The sequence below is a fragment of the Bacillus xiamenensis genome, assembly GCF_001857925.1.
In the GTDB taxonomy this organism is placed as follows: Bacteria; Bacillota; Bacilli; order Bacillales; family Bacillaceae; genus Bacillus; species Bacillus xiamenensis.
The window spans coordinates 2,709,585-2,727,048 of record NZ_CP017786.1 but is presented as its reverse complement, the minus strand read 5'-3'; the positions used below and the strand labels follow the sequence as shown (position 1 = coordinate 2,727,048).

18 protein-coding genes are annotated in these 17,464 nt (G+C 42.7%); 3 read left to right on the top strand and 15 right to left on the bottom strand.

Annotated elements, in window-relative coordinates:
• Positions 1-334: 334 nt before the first annotated feature.
• The 10 genes from BK049_RS13915 to BK049_RS13870 all read right to left on the bottom strand — a co-directional run bounded on the left by BK049_RS13915 (position 335) and on the right by BK049_RS13870 (position 10,447).
• On the bottom strand, positions 335-1,411 hold the full coding sequence (locus BK049_RS13915; protein ID WP_008356369.1) for a bifunctional 3-deoxy-7-phosphoheptulonate synthase/chorismate mutase: 1,077 nt from the start codon (positions 1,409-1,411) through the stop codon (positions 335-337).
• Positions 1,412-1,626: 215 nt separating this feature from the next.
• Complete coding sequence (gene ytxJ, locus BK049_RS13910) at positions 1,627-1,950, bottom strand: bacillithiol system redox-active protein YtxJ (protein ID WP_008356371.1); 324 nt, start codon at positions 1,948-1,950, stop codon at positions 1,627-1,629.
• A 31-nt stretch (positions 1,951-1,981) separates the two neighbouring features.
• Positions 1,982-2,452: a YtxH domain-containing protein gene (locus BK049_RS13905; protein WP_071168768.1), complete on the bottom strand. Its 471-nt coding sequence runs from the start codon at positions 2,450-2,452 to the stop codon at positions 1,982-1,984.
• 26 nt (positions 2,453-2,478) lie between these two features.
• The gene (locus BK049_RS13900) at positions 2,479-2,898 is read right to left on the bottom strand and encodes a DUF948 domain-containing protein (RefSeq protein ID WP_071168767.1); all 420 of its coding nucleotides are present in this window, start codon (positions 2,896-2,898) and stop codon (positions 2,479-2,481) included.
• A 226-nt stretch (positions 2,899-3,124) separates the two neighbouring features.
• Positions 3,125-4,423 carry a UDP-N-acetylmuramate--L-alanine ligase gene (gene murC, locus BK049_RS13895; RefSeq protein WP_008356378.1) on the bottom strand — a complete coding sequence of 433 codons (1,299 nt, stop codon included), beginning with the start codon at positions 4,421-4,423 and terminating at the stop codon, positions 3,125-3,127.
• A gap of 301 nt (positions 4,424-4,724) precedes the next feature.
• Positions 4,725-7,463, bottom strand: coding sequence for a DNA translocase FtsK (locus BK049_RS13890; protein ID WP_083381130.1), 2,739 nt, complete (start codon positions 7,461-7,463; stop codon positions 4,725-4,727).
• 195 nt (positions 7,464-7,658) lie between these two features.
• On the bottom strand, positions 7,659-8,264 hold the full coding sequence (gene ytpR / locus BK049_RS13885; protein ID WP_071168766.1) for a YtpR family tRNA-binding protein: 606 nt from the start codon (positions 8,262-8,264) through the stop codon (positions 7,659-7,661).
• Positions 8,265-8,280: 16 nt separating this feature from the next.
• Positions 8,281-9,093 carry a DUF1444 domain-containing protein gene (locus tag BK049_RS13880; protein ID WP_034738405.1) on the bottom strand — a complete coding sequence of 271 codons (813 nt, stop codon included), beginning with the start codon at positions 9,091-9,093 and terminating at the stop codon, positions 8,281-8,283.
• A gap of 18 nt (positions 9,094-9,111) precedes the next feature.
• Positions 9,112-9,432 (bottom strand): thioredoxin family protein, encoded by a 321-nt coding sequence (locus tag BK049_RS13875; protein ID WP_071168765.1) that lies wholly within the window; start codon positions 9,430-9,432, stop codon positions 9,112-9,114.
• Positions 9,419-10,447 (bottom strand): PTS sugar transporter subunit IIC, encoded by a 1,029-nt coding sequence (locus BK049_RS13870; protein WP_008356388.1) that lies wholly within the window; start codon positions 10,445-10,447, stop codon positions 9,419-9,421. The genes BK049_RS13875 and BK049_RS13870 overlap by 14 nt, the downstream gene beginning before the upstream one ends.
• A gap of 200 nt (positions 10,448-10,647) precedes the next feature.
• Between BK049_RS13870 and BK049_RS13865 the strand changes: the two genes are divergently transcribed.
• Positions 10,648-11,094, top strand: coding sequence for a YtoQ family protein (locus BK049_RS13865; RefSeq protein WP_008356391.1), 447 nt, complete (start codon positions 10,648-10,650; stop codon positions 11,092-11,094).
• A gap of 45 nt (positions 11,095-11,139) precedes the next feature.
• Here the strand turns inward: BK049_RS13865 and BK049_RS13860 are convergent, their stop codons facing one another.
• Positions 11,140-12,213, bottom strand: a complete 1,074-nt coding sequence (locus tag BK049_RS13860; protein ID WP_008356392.1) for a M42 family metallopeptidase — start codon at positions 12,211-12,213, stop codon at positions 11,140-11,142.
• A gap of 198 nt (positions 12,214-12,411) precedes the next feature.
• Here BK049_RS13860 and BK049_RS13855 point away from each other — a divergent pair, with 198 nt between their 5' ends.
• Positions 12,412-12,726, top strand: coding sequence for a PepSY domain-containing protein (locus BK049_RS13855; protein ID WP_008356395.1), 315 nt, complete (start codon positions 12,412-12,414; stop codon positions 12,724-12,726).
• A 41-nt stretch (positions 12,727-12,767) separates the two neighbouring features.
• On the opposite strand, the gene BK049_RS13850 is transcribed toward BK049_RS13855, so the two are convergent.
• The 3 genes from BK049_RS13850 to trmB all read right to left on the bottom strand — a co-directional run bounded on the left by BK049_RS13850 (position 12,768) and on the right by trmB (position 16,135).
• A complete protein-coding gene (locus BK049_RS13850) occupies positions 12,768-14,465 on the bottom strand; it encodes an NAD-dependent malic enzyme (protein WP_071168764.1) in 1,698 nt (565 codons plus the stop codon).
• A 62-nt stretch (positions 14,466-14,527) separates the two neighbouring features.
• Positions 14,528-15,376: a YtnP family quorum-quenching lactonase gene (locus BK049_RS13845; protein WP_008356398.1), complete on the bottom strand. Its 849-nt coding sequence runs from the start codon at positions 15,374-15,376 to the stop codon at positions 14,528-14,530.
• 117 nt (positions 15,377-15,493) lie between these two features.
• Positions 15,494-16,135 carry a tRNA (guanosine(46)-N7)-methyltransferase TrmB gene (gene trmB / locus BK049_RS13840; protein WP_008356399.1) on the bottom strand — a complete coding sequence of 214 codons (642 nt, stop codon included), beginning with the start codon at positions 16,133-16,135 and terminating at the stop codon, positions 15,494-15,496.
• 188 nt (positions 16,136-16,323) lie between these two features.
• Between trmB and BK049_RS13835 the strand changes: the two genes are divergently transcribed.
• On the top strand, positions 16,324-16,599 hold the full coding sequence (locus tag BK049_RS13835) for a YtzH-like family protein (RefSeq protein ID WP_008356401.1): 276 nt from the start codon (positions 16,324-16,326) through the stop codon (positions 16,597-16,599).
• Here BK049_RS13835 and BK049_RS13830 read toward each other — a convergent pair.
• A complete protein-coding gene (locus BK049_RS13830) occupies positions 16,596-17,396 on the bottom strand; it encodes a phosphotransferase family protein (RefSeq protein ID WP_008356403.1) in 801 nt (266 codons plus the stop codon). The genes BK049_RS13835 and BK049_RS13830 overlap by 4 nt on opposite strands.
• Positions 17,397-17,464 lie beyond the last annotated feature (68 nt).

Below are 17,464 nucleotides of genomic sequence, written 5' to 3'. Positions count from 1 at the left end.
TAATTTTTCAATTTACATCAAAATGACATTCTTTTATGAAATTATACACGTTTTTTCATCATATGAAAACGTTCCCTTTCTTTTTATAACTAAATTAAACAAACTTTCATGCGTTTGTTATCTGTAAATTGAATCATATTTCATCAAAAGTCATCGTGAATGTCAGCTATGACAATGATCTTAGCAGATTTTGCCGAATTTTAAAAATGAAAACATTGTGAACAAGCGATGTTTAAGCTTGCAATGTGCTTTCTTCCTTTCATTCCCAATCTCCACCGTATTTTCTCCATAAAAAAACCGCCGGGCTGTCATCCGGCGGTATTTCTACCTATGATTATGCGTGAATGTTGACAAGTGGTCTTAACGCATCTAACCATTTTTCGAATTGAGGGATATCCATTTGCTGCGCTGAATCAGATAGGGCAACAGATGGATCAGGATGTACTTCTGCCATCACACCGTCTGCTCCAATTGCAAGCGCTGCTTTAGCTGTTGGAAGAAGTAGATCTCTACGTCCAGTTGAGTGCGTCACATCAACAAAGACTGGTAAATGTGTCTCTTGTTTCAAGATTGGCACAGCAGAGATATCTAGTGTATTTCTTGTCGCAGTTTCGTATGTGCGGATTCCGCGCTCGCAAAGGATGATTTGGTCATTTCCTTGTGCGATGATGTATTCAGCTGCATTGATGAATTCTGAAATTGTTGCTGCTAGACCGCGCTTTAAAAGAACTGGCTTTTTCACAGATCCGGCTTCTTTTAATAGCTCGAAGTTTTGCATATTACGGGCACCAATTTGAATCACATCAATATGCTCGATGGCTTCTTCAATATGAGCTGGGTTGACGATTTCACTAATCACAGCAAGACCGTATTCATCCGCTACACGCTTTAGAATCTTTAGACCGTCTACGCCAAGCCCTTGGAAGTCGTATGGACTTGTGCGAGGCTTAAATGCGCCGCCGCGAAGAAGTTTTAGTCCCTGTTGTTTAGCTGCTGCCGCTACTTCTGCGACTTGTTCGTAGCTTTCAACAGCACATGGTCCAACGATGAAGCGTTGTTTTCCATCACCGATGGCTTCTCCATTGATGTTCACGATTGTATTTTCTGGTTTTTTCTTACGAGAAACAAGAAGTGCTTTGCTGTGGTCATCTTCTTGAAGCTCTAGACCTGCTTTGAAAATTTCTTTAAAAATATGCTGGATGGTTGAATTTTCAAATGGGCCATCATTTTCTTCAATAATTTGGTTCAGCATTGTGCGCTCTCTGACAGGATCATAACGGTTGACACCTTGCGCTTCTTTTGCCTTTCCAATTTCTTTTACAATATTTCCTCTTTCATTGATCAATTTTAAGATTTGAAGATTCAGTTTATCTGCTTGCTGTCTCAATTGTTCCAATTCATTGTTGCTCATTTTTGTCATCCTTTCCTCTGCCCGCTCTCGCTTTTTATTTTTGATCTCTTATAATAGGGTTTATTATAAACAAAGATTTCGGAATTGTCACGAAAAAATTCTTTATTACCCAAACGCTTTTAAGCGATAAAGTATTATGTGTAAGATTATAGCATACTTTTGATACAAGTAAACCTTTTTTATAAAAAAACGTCAGCGGTTGCTGACGTTTTTCTTTACATATTATGTTCAAGCGCTTCTTGTGTAATGCTTGAGTGAGATGCATGCCATTTTACTTTTCCACCGCTAAAGATAAGTGCCTGCGGGCTTTCGTGCTTAACGCCTGACTTTTCAGCCACATAAGACGAAAGCTCTCTTGTGTTTTGAATTTGCAAGTAATACGTCGGCACGTCTTCATGAGCAGACGCAAATGCTTCAAACTCTTGAAAAGCAGCTTGGCTGATTGGGCATGTCAAACTGTGCTTAAAAAAGACAAAGGTTCCGTCTTGATTCGTTAGTTGATCAAATTGTTCTTCTGTTTCGATAAGTTGCTTTGACATGATGTGCTCCTTCCTCACTTCAAACAGCGAGTTAGCTTTTAGTCGATTGTTCTACTTTTTCTTTGACATCTTTGATGCCTTCTTCAATGTCTGATTTTGCTTCTTGTGCTTTTCCTTTTGCTTCGTCTGCTGCTTCTGACGCTTCACTTGCAATTTGAGCTGCAGCATCTTCTGCTTCACTTTTCACTTGATTAGCTTTACCAGCTGCACGCTCTTTTATGTCTTTCACTTTGTCTAAAATCTGGTTCGACTGCTCCGCCACCAGCTGAGAGAATTCAGATGTTTTATCTTTCGCAATCGTCACATATTCCGTGCCTTTTTCCTTCGCATCTGTTGTGAGTCGATCTGTTTTTTCTTTTAAAGCATTCGCTTGGGTGTTCAAATCATCGCGAAGCTCTTTCCCTGACTTCGGTGCTAAAAATAATGCGGTTGTTGCACCAATAATGCCACCGATAAGTGTTCCGATCAAAAAGTCTTTGCTATTGATTCCGTCTTTGCTCATGATTATTCCTCCTATGCGAATATGGTTTATTTTTGGTGTTTACGCTGTTTCCATTTTTTATAAATTTCAAGTGCTGCGTTACTCCAGCTTACCACATCCGTGACTTTCTCTTGATTCCTTTCAACGGACGAAGAAACCGCTCCAGCTGCCTGCTTTATGCTTGTATTAAATTGGTTGATCGAGCCGCCAATTCCCTGCACCGCATCCACAACTGTGCTTAGTTTTGCTGATTTGTCTTGAATATCTTCTGCGAGCTGATTCGTCTTATGTAGCAGCTGTGTTGTCTCTGTGGTGATGCCTTGCATCTGTCCTTCAAGACCTTCTAAAGTTGATGCGACATTCTTTAATGTCAGCTGTAAGGATTTCAATGTTTTGGACAAGTAGATGACAAGAATGAAGAACGCAATTGCAATGAGTGCAACGCTTAAATAAAGAATAATAATCATCTGATACCTCCTTTGCTGCGGGCATATTCAGTTCAATACCCTCTCGTTGTATCATTCAAACATCGCCTAGAATGACCGATTGAATAATAATTCTACACTTATTCGCCGATTCCTGTCCACAGCGATCGAAAAAAAGCGGCACATCTTGACACATTTAGCCCCTTTGTCACATTTTATTCAAAATAAAAAAAGTGCCGATTGAAACGGCACTTTGATGTCGATACATTTATACAGCAACTTTCTCATAAGCACGCAGATATTTTTGAATATCTCCTGCTCCCATAAAAATCAAAATCGCATTTTCATGCGCTTTCAGCACAGTTGTATCGTCTTCTTCGATCAATTGAGCTTGCGGAATTTTTTCTCTTAAATCTTCAATGCTGAGTTTCCCAATGTTTTCACGAGCTGAACCGAAAATATCACACAGATATACATAGTCCGCTTTCTTTAGGCTGTCAGCGAATTCAGTTAAGAATTGCTGTGTACGTGTGAACGTATGCGGCTGGAAGACAGCGACAATATCACGGTCTGGATATTTCTGACGAGCTGCTTCAATCGTGACCTCAATTTCAGTTGGGTGATGCGCATAATCGTCAATTAAGACCTGCTCACCGACTACTTTTTCATTAAAGCGTCGTTTCACACCGCCAAATGTTGTTAAAGCACCTTTAATGAGTTCTGCATCAATGGCTTCATAGTGACATAATGCAATCACAGCTAACGAGTTGAGAACGTTATGATTTCCATAGGCAGGAATGTAGAAGGTATCGTAAAACGTATTGCGTACAAATACATCAAATGTGGTGCCTTCTGTATTTTTCACAACATTACGTGCTTGGAAATCATTTTCTTCATTGAATCCGTAGTACACAACAGGTACTTTCGCTTGAATCTTGAGCAGATGCTCATCGTCTCCGCAAGCGATAATGGCTTTTTTCACTTGAAGCGCCATGTTTTGAAACGCATCAAACACATCATCGATATCCGAGAAATAATCAGGATGATCAAAATCAATATTTGTCATGATTGCATAGTCTGGGTGGTAGCTGAGGAAATGTCTGCGGTATTCGCATGCTTCAAATACAAAATACTCGCTGTTTTCTTTCCCCATTCCAGATCCATCACCGATTAAGTACGAGGTTGGCTTTGCCGATTGCATCACATGTGCCAGCAGGCCTGTTGTCGATGTTTTACCATGAGCACCTGTAATCGCAACGTTTGTGAATGAATCCATGTATTCTCCAAGAAATTTATGATAACGAATGACAGGTATCCCTTTAGAAAGGGCACGCTCGATTTCAGGGTGTGTATCTGGGAATGCATTACCTGCAATCACCGTCATCCCCGGCTGAATATTATCTGGGTTAAATGGAAGAATTTTGATATTTCGTTCTTCTAATGCTTTTTGAGTAAAGATGTATTTTTCGATATCCGATCCTTGGACAGTATATCCAGTATCATGAAGAATTTGGGCCAGCGGACTCATACCTGTCCCTTTTATTCCAACAAAGTGATAAACAGTCATAATTGTACCTCCAACAAACGTCTATCTGACTTACAGTATATGACGCTCATTTCAATTTGCAACTTGTGATTTTTGTCTCTAGCTGATCACAGATCGCAGCTCCAAATAAAGATTTTTTCCGATCTTCCTATTCTAATCAATATTAACTATGATTAGTATCCGACAACTTTCCCATTTCTAACACCTGTTTTCGCTTATTTCACTTGAAAAGCGGTTAGACAGGCATGCAAAAAGCGTCCAATTCCAAAATTGCACCTATGTGCTATCATACCATGTTTATCAAAAAAATGAAGTGGTTTGTTTAGATCAATTGTTCTAAGTCACTTAGTGTCATGAGGACTTCTCTTGGCTTACTGCCTTTTGCGCCAGAGATCATTCCTTCACGTTCCATCATGTCAATCAATCTCGCTGCACGATTGTAGCCAATTCTAAATCTTCTTTGCAAACTGGATGTACTGGCACTATTTTGCTCGATGGCAAACCGGCACGCATCCATAAACAATTCGTCTTCGTCTGTAATGGCAGAGCCTTGGAGCATTAATTCCTCCTGTTCAAAAAGGAACACGGGCTTGCGCTGTTTTCTTACATGCGCTACAACTTCATCAATCTCTCGGTCTGATACAAAGTTCCCTTGCAGCCTCGTCGGCTTGCCTGAGCCATTTTCTAAGAAGAGCATGTCTCCTTTGCCGAGAAGCTTTTCTGCACCTGCCATGTCAATAATGGTTCTTGAATCGACTTGACTAGAAACAGAAAACGCAATTCTTGTTGGGATGTTCGCTTTAATGAGTCCAGTGATGACATCAACTGACGGTCTTTGGGTCGCAATGAGTAAATGGATGCCGCAGGCTCTTGCTTTTTGTGCAATCCGGCAAATGCTTTCTTCGACTTCATTTGGTGCAACCATCATTAAATCCGCCAGCTCATCAATGACAACGACGAGATACGGCAGCTTTTCACCCATTTGTTTTTCTTTTACCAGTTCATTAAATCGTTTGATTTCTCTCACACCGGAGTGTGCAAACAGTTCGTAGCGTCTTTCCATTTCATCTACTACCCATTTCAGAGCAGCTGTCGCTGTCTTGGCATCGGTAATGACTGGGCTCACAAGATGCGGAATGTGATTATAAGGCGCTAGTTCAACCATTTTAGGGTCGATTAAGAGCATTTTCACTTCATCAGGTGAGGCTTTAAACATTAAGCTCACTAAAATGGTATTTATACAGACACTTTTTCCAGAACCTGTTGCTCCCGCAATTAAGCCGTGCGGCATTTTTTGCAAATCAACGACAACTGGCTGACCTGAAATATCTAATCCGAGCGCTGCTGTTAATGGAGATGGATTGTCTCTAAATGCACTGCTTCTGATCATTTCTCTTAGGAAGACCATTTTGCTGTGCAGGTTCGGCACTTCGATACCGATCGTGTTCTTTCCTGGAATCGGTGCTTCGATTCGAATATCCTTTGCAGACAAACTAAGTTTAATATCATCTGACAGGTTTGTAATTTTGTTCACTTTCACACCTGGTTCAGGATGCACTTCAAATCTTGTGACAGACGGACCTTGTGTGACATGAACCACACTTGCTCTGACATTGAAATTTTTCAGCGTTGCATTGAGCAGTTCTGCCCGTTCTTTTACCCATGTTCCGTCCTCTTCTTTTTGAGCTGGCGGTACGTCTAGAAGGGCTAGGCTTGGAAAAACATATCCATGTGCATCTGCGGTTTTCTTCTGCCCTTGCACGCGCTGGTCACTTTTTAGCATCATGACGTTAAAAGGGACAGTGGAGGTTTGACCGCTTGAACGCCTTGGCTCTGGTGATGACTGCTTTACTTCTTCACGCTTATCTTCATGCGTTTGTTCCTGCTGCTCTCTTTGATTTATGGCGATGCCAGCCTGTTCAGAGGCAGTCAGTTCATCTGTTACTTGTTCTGCCGGCAGGATTTCATCCTCATCTGCGATCTCATCTTCTGCCATAACATGACCTTCTTGCACATCCTGTATGATCATTGGCTCAGCTTCTTCAAATTCTGCTGCTATAGCGTCTTCTTGTTTATCTTCTAGTGAAGATGTCTCTGCATCCTCCATAGCTATATCTTCTACTACCGCAGTTTCTTCTACTGGGCTGTCTATTTCCATTTCAATCGCTGACGGTGTGTTTTCAGCTGTTTCAAATGTGAATGTTTCTTTTCCCTCCGCATCACCTTCAAGCGGATTCAGCTCGTCTTTTTCTTCTTGTTTGACGGTGACGAACTGTTCTTGCCCCATCTCTACCGACTCTTCGTATGCTTCAGCTTGCTCCATATGTAAGAATGCTTCCTGATCGTCTTCGGCCTGTGACAAAGCTTGCTCTTGATCCTCTGTCTCACTAAAAGGCTCGTCATATAAACGTTCCATCGTTGATTGAACGTGATCTTGATAAGCGAGTTCCTCTTGCAAAGTATGCGGCGTCGTGACAGATTGTTTCTCTACTTTTTCTTCTGTTGGAGCTGACACCAAGTCTTCCATACGTTGTTCTTTTCGTATAGACGGGATGTTCATTTGCTGTCTCACATTCCGCTCACGCTCTGCCTCTTCTGACAGCAGTGTGACACGCTGTGACGTTTCTTCTGCTGACTTCATTTGAACAGAGGCAGCTTCTCCTTTGGCTTCTGTGCGTTTTGGACGCATATCCTGATGGTAGCCATAGATGGGTGAAGGGATTTGCTCTGGTTTAAATGGCTTTTTGTTGAGATCAGGCTGCACCGTTTGTTTTGGCTGATTGGTCGTCTGCTTTGCCTTTGGCCGGCTCTGACGCGGGCGCCTTCTTTCCTGCTGCTTCGCTCCCTCACGCGCAGGTTCATCTGGAACAAGAGGAAAGCGGAAGTTCCCTTTTGGATATTCATAATACACTTTTGTATCTTCAATTTTTTTATATTCTTTATTTTGTTCAAAAGCTGACTGCTTTGGCGCAGCCGGACCTGCTTCCGGTCTCTCAGCTTTTTCTTCTTTTTTTTCTTCTCCTAAAAACACACTGAAAAATTTATCTAACCAACTCATCATTTATCACTCACTTTAACTCCCCTTACGTTTTCTTGGGCGATTTTTAGTATACCATTGCTTTTTCATGCAGAAAAGCAAGAAAAGTGCCACTCCTTGCTGTTCGTGCTGTATGGAGATGAAAAAAAGTCACTAAGTACGTACTTAGTGACTTTTGGTATAACACATTCTTCGCTCATATGTGCCCGTTTATGGGAGTTAAACTTCAAAGGGTTCGCCGGCTTGGCGGCTGCCTTCTAGTACAAGAATTCCTTTTTCAGCAGGCGCATTTGGAAGGTCTAATTCTTTTGCTGAACAAATCATTCCGCTTGAAGGGACACCTCTTAGTTCAGCATCTTTGATGACCAAACCGCTAGGCATCACTGCGCCGACCTTTGCAACCACGACATATTGACCTTGGTCGACGTTTGGTGCACCGCAAACGATTTGTAATGTTTCATCGCCAACATCGACTTGGCAAATATTTAATTTATCTGCATTCGGATGTTTTTCCTTTTCCTTCACATAGCCCACAACAAACTTTGGTGATAGATCGACAGTTAATGTTTCACTGACACCGTTGCGGTTTAAAATTTCATTGATATCTTGAACAAGTGTTTCAGAAAGCGGAACAGATCCGTTTTCTTCAATTTTCATGTAAGTAGATGCGTTGAAGATATTAAAGCCTGTTGTTTCTTTTGTTTCTTGATTGAAGATTCTTACGACATCTCCAAACGTCTCATGACCTACTTCTTCTCTTGTGACATCTTTCAATGAAATAAGGAGTGTGTCGCCTACACCTTCTGCATTATAAAAAACATTCATTCGTCAAAATTCCCTTCTACTGCTGTTTTGGTCTGCTTTTTGCAAGAATAAAGATCGGTTCAAGCTTGCCCTCGTCATATAAAAATGACAATGCGGTAATTGGGACTGTGCCGCTAGCGAAGAAGCTCATCGACATTTGTCCTAAAATATCATAGCCTGATTCGTTGCGAACATCTGCAATGATGAACACATCTTGATGGGGAACAGAAATGGCCATCTGCCCCTCTATTTTTTGCGCATATTCTTGTAAAATTGATTCATTTAGTATTCTGCTTGCATCGTACCCGTCATTTGCACGGAAGAAATAAAAACGGTTGCCAGCAACTTCATCCATTTTCACTACCGTTTCAAGCGAGCGGACGTTGAAGCTTGCGGTTTCCCTGATTCGCTCTTTTGTCCAGTTTTCCTTTTGAAGCATCTTCTCGTCAATTAATCTGTAGGTGCTCCCAAGGTCAAGTGCATAGTAGATTCTTGTTTCAGCTGTATGCTCATCAAAAACGAGCGGCGTCTCATCACTTGATGTCTCTGGAAAGGAGGTTGAACGAATGACCGGATAAATCTGCTTCTCTTTGCCTGTTATGTGCTGCGCTTCGCCTTTCATTGCACTTAGTGCCTCTTTCACATAATAGACGATCTCATCCAGGGTTTCATCAGGCTTTACTTCCCACTTCGCAATAATCGGCGGAAGCTCAAGTGTGATGCCTTTCCCTGTTTGTTTATCTTCAATACGAAGCGTATCTTTTTCCCGGTCAAACTGGTGTGTCCAGCTGTCACTCGTCAGACGGCTTTTCAATTGATTGGCAAGCTGTCTGGATGTCATTTTTGCCATAATAAGACTCTCCTTTTGTTATTTAGAAAGAGAATCTGTTAAAAATGCTTCAATCTCTTCCTTTGTCTTACGATCTTTGCTGACAAAACGGTTGATCTCTTGTCCGTTTTTAAAAACTAAAAAGCTTGGAATGCCGTAAATGTCCCACTCTGCACAAGTGTCGATGAACTGATCTCTATCCACATAGAAGTATTCGAATTCTGGATAGTTTGCTTCAAGCTCTGGCAAGAACGGTTCAATAAATGTGCAGTCAGGACACCAGTCAGCTGAAAATAGTAATACGGTTAAGTCTTCTTGAATCACTTTTTGTAATTCTTCGTTTGATTCAATTTTTTTCATGTTTGATTCCTCCAGTTTGTATGGTTAAATCTCCGAATTGTATATAGCCTTTCTTTCTCATCCATTCTGATACTACCAAACTAATCACTGCCGGGCCAACGATATGCAAGAGTGCAATCGCGAGGAAAACGGATGGATGAAACCCCATGACTGTCAGTGTCATGAGCTGACCGACAAGACCGCTCGTTCCCATCCCCGCTCCTGCCGCATTATTGACCATCCCAAAGCCAATAATACCAATTGGCGCAAGAATCAGGCCCGCAATGGTCGGCGGAATGAGAATGAGGGGATTTTTCACAATGTTCGGCAACTGTAGTTTTGACGTCCCAATACCAACAGCAACAAGACCGCCAAAGCGATTTTCTCTAAAACCTGCAGCGGCAAAACCGACCATCTGCGCGCAGCAGCCAATCGTTGCAGCACCGGCCGCTGTCCCGGTCAAATCAAGCATCAGCGCAAGCGCAGCACTTGAAATCGGTGAGCTGAGCGCAAGTCCAACAATGGTTGCGACCAGCATGCCCATCATCAGTGGACTTTGGTCAGTCCCCCATACGATGAGCCTGCCTAGCCCTGTCATCACCGCCTGAATCCCAGGGCCGATGAAAGCAGCGGTGAGAAAGCCTGTCATAATGGTCACAAGCGGCGTTAAAATAATATCAATTCTCGTCTCACCACTAACAAGTTTGCCTAATTCTACACCAATGAGAGCAGCCACAAAACTTCCAGCAGGTCCCCCAAGCTCTGCTCCAGCGGCACCTGAGACAACACTTGCAAAAATGATCAAAGGAGACGCATTTAAGCGATAGGCAACGGCTACACCGATTGCCGGTCCCATGAGCCCCATGGCAAGCGTTCCCATTTTGATGATAAGCGGCAGTGATAACAGACCGCCTGCTGTTTTTAAGATCAGCCCTACCACTAATGTAGCAAATAGACCTAAAGCCATATAAGAGAGTGCATCAATAAAATACACCTTTGGCGAAAGGGAAAGACCCTTTCTTTTCAAATAAGTCATCAATGTCGTCTTCCTGCCTTCTCATAGGAAAGACGAAGAGGCCTGCCCTTCCTATTATATGTAGTATTCTTACGATGAAAAATAGTCTCTACCATGAATATCATAATCATATTTTTTTTGCTTTATCAAGCACTTCTTGTGTAACATGAAAAGAAACAGGGCAAACCTTTACTAAGTTTGTGCACAAGGAGGAGATCGTTATGCAATTAACGGTTTATTTAGCTGGAGAAATACATAGCCAGTGGCGTGATGAAATCAAGGAGAAAAGCCAATCGTTAAAGTTACCAGTGACATTTGTGGGCCCAATGGAGAATCATGACCGCTCGGATCACATCGGGGAAGATATTTTAGGTGAGCAGCCAGATGCCATTTTTAAAGACGATGCGGCTTCTGATTTGAACAATTTCCGGACCGAAATTTTATTGAATAAAGCGGACGTCGTCATTGCGCGGTTTGGTGAAAAATATAAACAGTGGAACACTGCAATGGATGCTTCTTCCGCCATCGCTAAAGGAAAACCTCTTATTTTGATTCGCCCTAAGGAATTACACCATCCATTAAAAGAACTATCCAACAAAGCAAATGTTACTGTGGAAACAGTCAATCAAGCCATTAAGGCGTTATCATACGTGTTTGAACAGGAATAGAAAAAAAAGGCTGCTCTCATGAAAAGGGCAGCCTTTTCTTATTTTTTACACCTGTTGATAAATCGAATCCACCGTGCTTTGATCACAGTTTTTGACAAGTTGGACAATTAATTCTTTTGCGGCAGCATAATCATCTACATGCAAGACAGAATGACTTGTATGAATGTAACGCGCGCACACACCAATCACAGCAGACGGTACACCTTGGTTCGAAATGTGAACACGTCCAGCATCCGTTCCGCCCGGCGATACAAAGTATTGATATGGGATATTGTTTGTTTCAGCTGTATCGAGAACAAAGTCTTTCATGCCCCGGTGCGTAATCATCGTTCGATCAACAATACGAAGAAGTGCACCTTTTCCAAGCTGGCCGAATTGTGTGTGATCACCCGTCACATCATTTGCAGGGCTTGCATCTAAAGCAAAAAATAGATCAGGCTGAATCATATTCGCTGCTACCGCTGCCCCTCTTAGCCCTACTTCCTCTTGAACTGTTGCACCTGAATACAGCTGACATGAAAGGGTTTCGTCTTTTAATTCTTTTAATAATTCAATGGCAAGTCCGCACCCGTAGCGGTTATCCCAAGCCTTGGCTAAAATCTTTTTAGGATTGGCCATTGGGGTAAAGACCGTCGCAGGAACGATTTGCTGTCCTGGGCGAACGCCAAGCTCTTTCGCCTCTTCCTCACTATCTGCACCAATATCAATCAGCATATCTGACGGCTTCACTGGTCTATTTTTTTGTTCTGGTGTCAGAAGGTGGGGAGGTGTGCTTGACACGACACCAGGGATTGGTCCGTGATCGGTATGTACATCCACACGCTGCGCGAGCATCACTTGACTCCACCAGCCGCCAAGTGTTTGAAAACGAATCATCCCGTTTTTCGTAATTGATGAGACCATGAAGCCGACTTCATCCATATGACCAGCCACCATGATTTTCGGTCCCTTTTCCGAACCCTTACGTACGCCAAACACCCCGCCAAGGCGGTCCTGTATGAGCTCATCGGAATATTTCTCAAGTTCTTTTTTCATAAAAGCACGCACATGGTGCTCATTACCTGGAGTTCCCTGTAATTCTGTTAAATTTCGGAAAAGCGACAATGTTTCGTTGTTCATTCGACAGTTACCCTCGTTTCTATGTAATGACCATATAAATTCCTATAAACATACACTCCCTTTATACTATAAGAATTCTTTCGGTTTTCCAAGTATCTCTCCAGAAATTTTGAATATGCTTTCAAGTATTCGGATTTCTTAACATCACAGGACAAGTTTTGTATAATGGAAAAAACAGCAATACGGAGGTGCAGCACGTTGAAGTTAAAACATGTTCTGATTGGTGCAAGTATTGGCGTAGCCGCTGCAATTGTTGCCAAAAAAATCTTTTTCCCTGCGTACATCTCGTCTGAAAAAGCATTGAAAATTGTAAAATCTGCTTTTAAACAACGCGGCCCGATTGATGGCTCTTGGATTTACACTGTACCAGAACCTTATACCGTAAACGGTGAAACAATTGATGTGTACAAATCTGGCATTACACGCTCTGCCTTTGGCGAGCTTGAACAGTACGAAGTCATGATTGATGCAAAAACAGGTATGATTGTTGATGTCATTGATTCTGTTGCTTAAATAAGAAAGCTTCGCAAAGACGTGTCCTTGCGAAGCCTTTTTTATACGGCTTTGATTTTTTTGTACACAGGGTGCCACATGGCATCTTGCACGGCCTGTATGAGATCATCAGGCGTTTCTTCAGCAACCCCTTCGTCAATCGCCGCTTGTGCCACGCGGACAGCCACTGTCGCTGAAACCGTTCGGAGCTGATCGACACTTGGAAGCATCGCCGCACCCGGTTTTCCGACATTGATCATGCTCGCAATGGCTTCAGCACTTGCTACAAACATGCTGTCTGTCATCAGCCGGGCTTTAGACACAATCGTTCCAAGACCAAGACCAGGAAAGACGAGGGCGTTATTTGCCTGCCCAATTTCATAGGTCACCCCATTGTATTCCACAGGATCAAATGGGCTTCCTGTTGTCACAAGCGCACGTCCTTCTGTCCACTCGATCAAATCCTCCGGTTTTGCCTCTGAAAGAGGTGTTGGGTTAGACATCGGTAAAATCGCTGGGCGCTCTACATGTGACGCCATTTCTTTGACAATTTCCTCAGTAAATGCGCCTCCTACGGTCGACGTACCAATTAAAATTGTTGGTTTGGCCTGCTTCACGACCTCTAATAAATCAATGGAGTGCTTTGGGCCATTACGGGCATAATCCTTTACTTCATCAGAACGTCTTGCATATGGCTTTTGAAATGGCTGAATGTCTGGTGAATCATCTGTAAGCAATCCCGTTTTATCAATACACCAGAACTGGTCATATGATGCTTCTTCTTTGACTCCATCTCTTACAATGGCATCACGAATTTGCTCAGCTATTCCAATACCTGCTGTACCTGCTCCAAAGATGACGATTCGGTGGTCTTTCAGCGGAACCTTTGATGCTTTTGCACATGCCAGAACGGCAGCAAGTGAGACGGCTCCAGTTCCTTGAATATCATCATTAAACGTACAAATACGGTCCTTATACTTTTCCAAAATGGCGCGGGCATTTTTTGTACCAAAGTCTTCCCAGTGAAGGAGTGCATTTGGAAAGGTGGCGCGGGCAAGCTCAACATATTGATCAATGAACTGATCATACCGCTCTCCTCGAACGCGGGAGTGCTGATTGCCGACATAAAGCGGATCATTTAAGAGGCTTTCTTGGTTCGTCCCGGCATCAAGCACCACTGCCAGCACACGGCTAGGGTCAATACCTGCCGCCGCTGTATAAACAGCCAGCTTCCCGACTGAAATGGCAATTCCGCCAACGCCCCAGTCTCCGATGCCTAAAATACCTTCTGCATCCGTCGCAACGATTAAATCAATTGATTCATCGACACCGTAAGAGGCAAAAATCTCTGCCATGCCTTCTAAGTCATCAATGGATAAATAAAGTCCTCTTGGTTTTCTATACTCGTGGCTGTAACGTTGAATCGCCGTTCCTACGGTCGGGGTGTATACAATCGGCAGCATTTCCGCCAAATGCTCATTTAATAATTTATAAAAGAGCACTTCGTTTCTGTCATGAAGCGCTGTTAAATACACATTTTTTCCAAGGGCGTCCGGCTGTGCTTGAAACTGCTCATATGCACGCTTTGCCTGATCTTCTAATGTTAAGACCTTAGGTGGGAGAAATCCCTTTAAACCAAGTTCTTCCCGCTCTTCCTTCGTAAATGCAACCCCTTTGTTTAAATAAGGGATAGACATGACTTCTATCCCTCTTAATGGTGTCTCGATGACATCACCGTGTACACGATAAAATTGGTTCACCTGCACTCTTCCTTTCACAAGTTCATTTTGTCGTTATTTTGTGTGAAAGGCGAAAAAACATACTATCTTCCGGTTTCTCTTTTGACTTCATGCGTGATTGTCCCGTCTGGGTCCCACTTCACAGCTCGGTAAATGGCATCATGATAAAACAAGTACCATGCATTTTTTTCTTCTGCGAATGCCTGCCATTTTTGCTTAGCTGGGATCGAGGTCATTGGATAATCATCATATGCCAGAACCCAAAGTGGATTTTTATGAGCGTGTGTCGGCATGATATCAGCTAAATGAATTGCTGTTTCGCCCTGACTTGTGAGTGTTAAGATGCTGTGCCCTTCGCTATGGCCGCCTGTATGATGCAGCTGAATGCCCTCTGTGACTTCAATGCTTTCTTCAAATGTGACCACTTGATCAACTACTGGCTCCCAGTTTTCTTGCCAATATGTATTTCGTGAGCGAATGTTCGGATGTCTCATTTCGTCCCATTCAATTTTGGACGTGATGATTTTTGCCTGCTGAAAAACAGACACGAGCTCATCGCCTTCACGTTTTGTCAGCCCGCTTGCATGATCAAAGTGCAGATGAGTCATTAATACGTAATCTATATCGGCTGGGCGTAGACCGAGAGCGGCAAGTGATTCTTCTATTTTCGTTTCCTCAGTGACGCCATAATTGCGTTTTTGTTTCTCTGTCAGCTTCCCTGAACCGATACCGGAATCTACTAACAGATGAAGACCGTTCCACCGTATGAGAATTGGATCACACCGTAATTCAATTTGATTGCGATCATTCACAGGGTATTTTTTTGACCATAATGGCTTTGGCACCACGCCAAACATTGCACCGCCGTCCATGTGGGTATCTCCCCCGTTTAACCAAAATAGTTCCATGTCACCTATTTTCATTGTCTCCATGCTGTCATCCCTCCTTTTTCTATCGTAGCAAATACAGCCGAAAATCGCATGTGCTAATCTTTTCATCAAAAAAAGCTGCCCGCAATCGTTCGTTGCAGCCAGCTTTTTCTTCACTTGTTATTCTGGGAATTTCACTTCTGATCGATAGATGGGCTGTCCCATAGAAGAGAATTTCTCTTCATATTCTGTCATCACATTTCCTTCTAGACCATCCTCATGTAAATCAAGGCTCACATACGTTAAAAGGAGTCCGTAGGCAGAAAAGCTCTTTAAAGAATATTCAAATAACCCGCGGTTATCTGTTTTAAAATGTAATTCACCGCCTGGGCGGAGGATTTGTTCATATCGCTCTAAAAAAGCTTTAAATGTCAATCTGCGTTTTTCATGCCTTGATTTTGGCCACGGATCAGAGAAATTCAAATACACCCGATCAATCTCATTTTCCTCAAACACATCTGTCAATGTCTCAGCGTTGATGTTCAAAAGCTTTACGTTCTCAACATCTGTTTCTTTGATTTTATCAACTGCCGTCACAATGACACTTTTAAATAATTCAATACCAATATAGTTGATATCAGGATGAAGCTTGCCCATTCCAGCAATAAAGCTCCCTTTTCCTGTACCGACTTCAATATGGATTGGATGATCATTTCCAAACAGCTCATGCCATTTCCCTTTATACTGCTCGGGGTTTGCTAAAGCAATATGAGCATTTTCAGCTAAGTAATCATCCGCCCACGGTTTATGTCGCATTCTCAATTTGATACACCTCTATTTTCTTTACATTTTATCAAGATACCACGAAACATAAAGACCCGCAAGACAGCATCTCATATGCCCATATGAAAAAGACCAGTTCCTATTTGGGCTGGTCTTTTTCATGTATAAAATCAATGCTGAATGCACAGTTTAACCACATAAATGACATGCTTGAAAGGAGCATTCACATGGGATTAAACAGCCAACATCAGCTTCAATTAATCAAAGATATTTTAACTGATCACCAGCTGGATTGCTGCGGGACTATTGCAGAATATGAACAGGTGGGACGCGTGATTCAATTAATGCTGGCAAAAGAAGATCTTGATCCTGATATTCGCCAGCTGCTGACAGATATTTATGATTACAGCCAAAAAGGCACCTCTGTCAGTTCAATTGATGCACATATCGAGGAGCATCAATCTCATCTGTCGGAGTGGGTCGAGAACATTCCACTGTCTTAATGGATGTTTAACCGTTTTAACAATGCGCTTAGCTCCGCTTGCACTTCTTTTTGCGCCTTTTCATTGCCTTTTCTTTTATGCCAAACGACAAACGATACGGTTTCTGCGAGCACATACCATGCCATGCGTTTTCGCAGGTTGTCTGTCAGCGGGGCACCATACATCGAGAGCCAGCTTTCCCAGTTCTCTTCTTCAACATAATGATAGAGGAGCGGTCCAAGATCAATCGCTGGGTCCGCAATCATCGCCCCATCCCAATCAATCAAATAGAGCTGATTTTCATCTGTGAGCAGCCAATTATTATGATTGAGGTCACAATGACATACGACCTTGTCCTCGAATTGGACTGCCTCCACATGCTGCTCTAAATACTGGATAGCACGCGCGATATCATGTGATTCAATCTGCTCTTTTAAGATGGACTGCTTGAGATGCATCAGAATGGATTCAGGGTCAAGCGAGTGCTTTTCTAATCGTTTCAGCATATCAAGCAGCTCTTTCGATGTATGAATTTTCCTTAGCTGCTCCGCAACAGGACGGTCATTCATGTCCTTTGGCTTCAGCTCTCGGCCGCTCAGCCAGTGCTGCGCAGTGATCACATCCCCATTTTCCATCCGTTTTGTCCAGACAAGCTTCGGCACAATGCCTTCAGCTGACAAAACCGCAAGAAACGGTGACGTATTGCGTTTTAAAAATAGCTTTTGGTCATTGTGTGTTGCGAAGTACGCATCTCCCGTAGCGCCTCCAGCAGGAGAGATGTGCCATTCGCTACCTAATATTTGTCCCAACCAGTTCATATCAATTTTCAACCCATCATTTCTTAAAATATTTTAAATCGTGCTTTTTTAGTCGACAAAATTCAGCC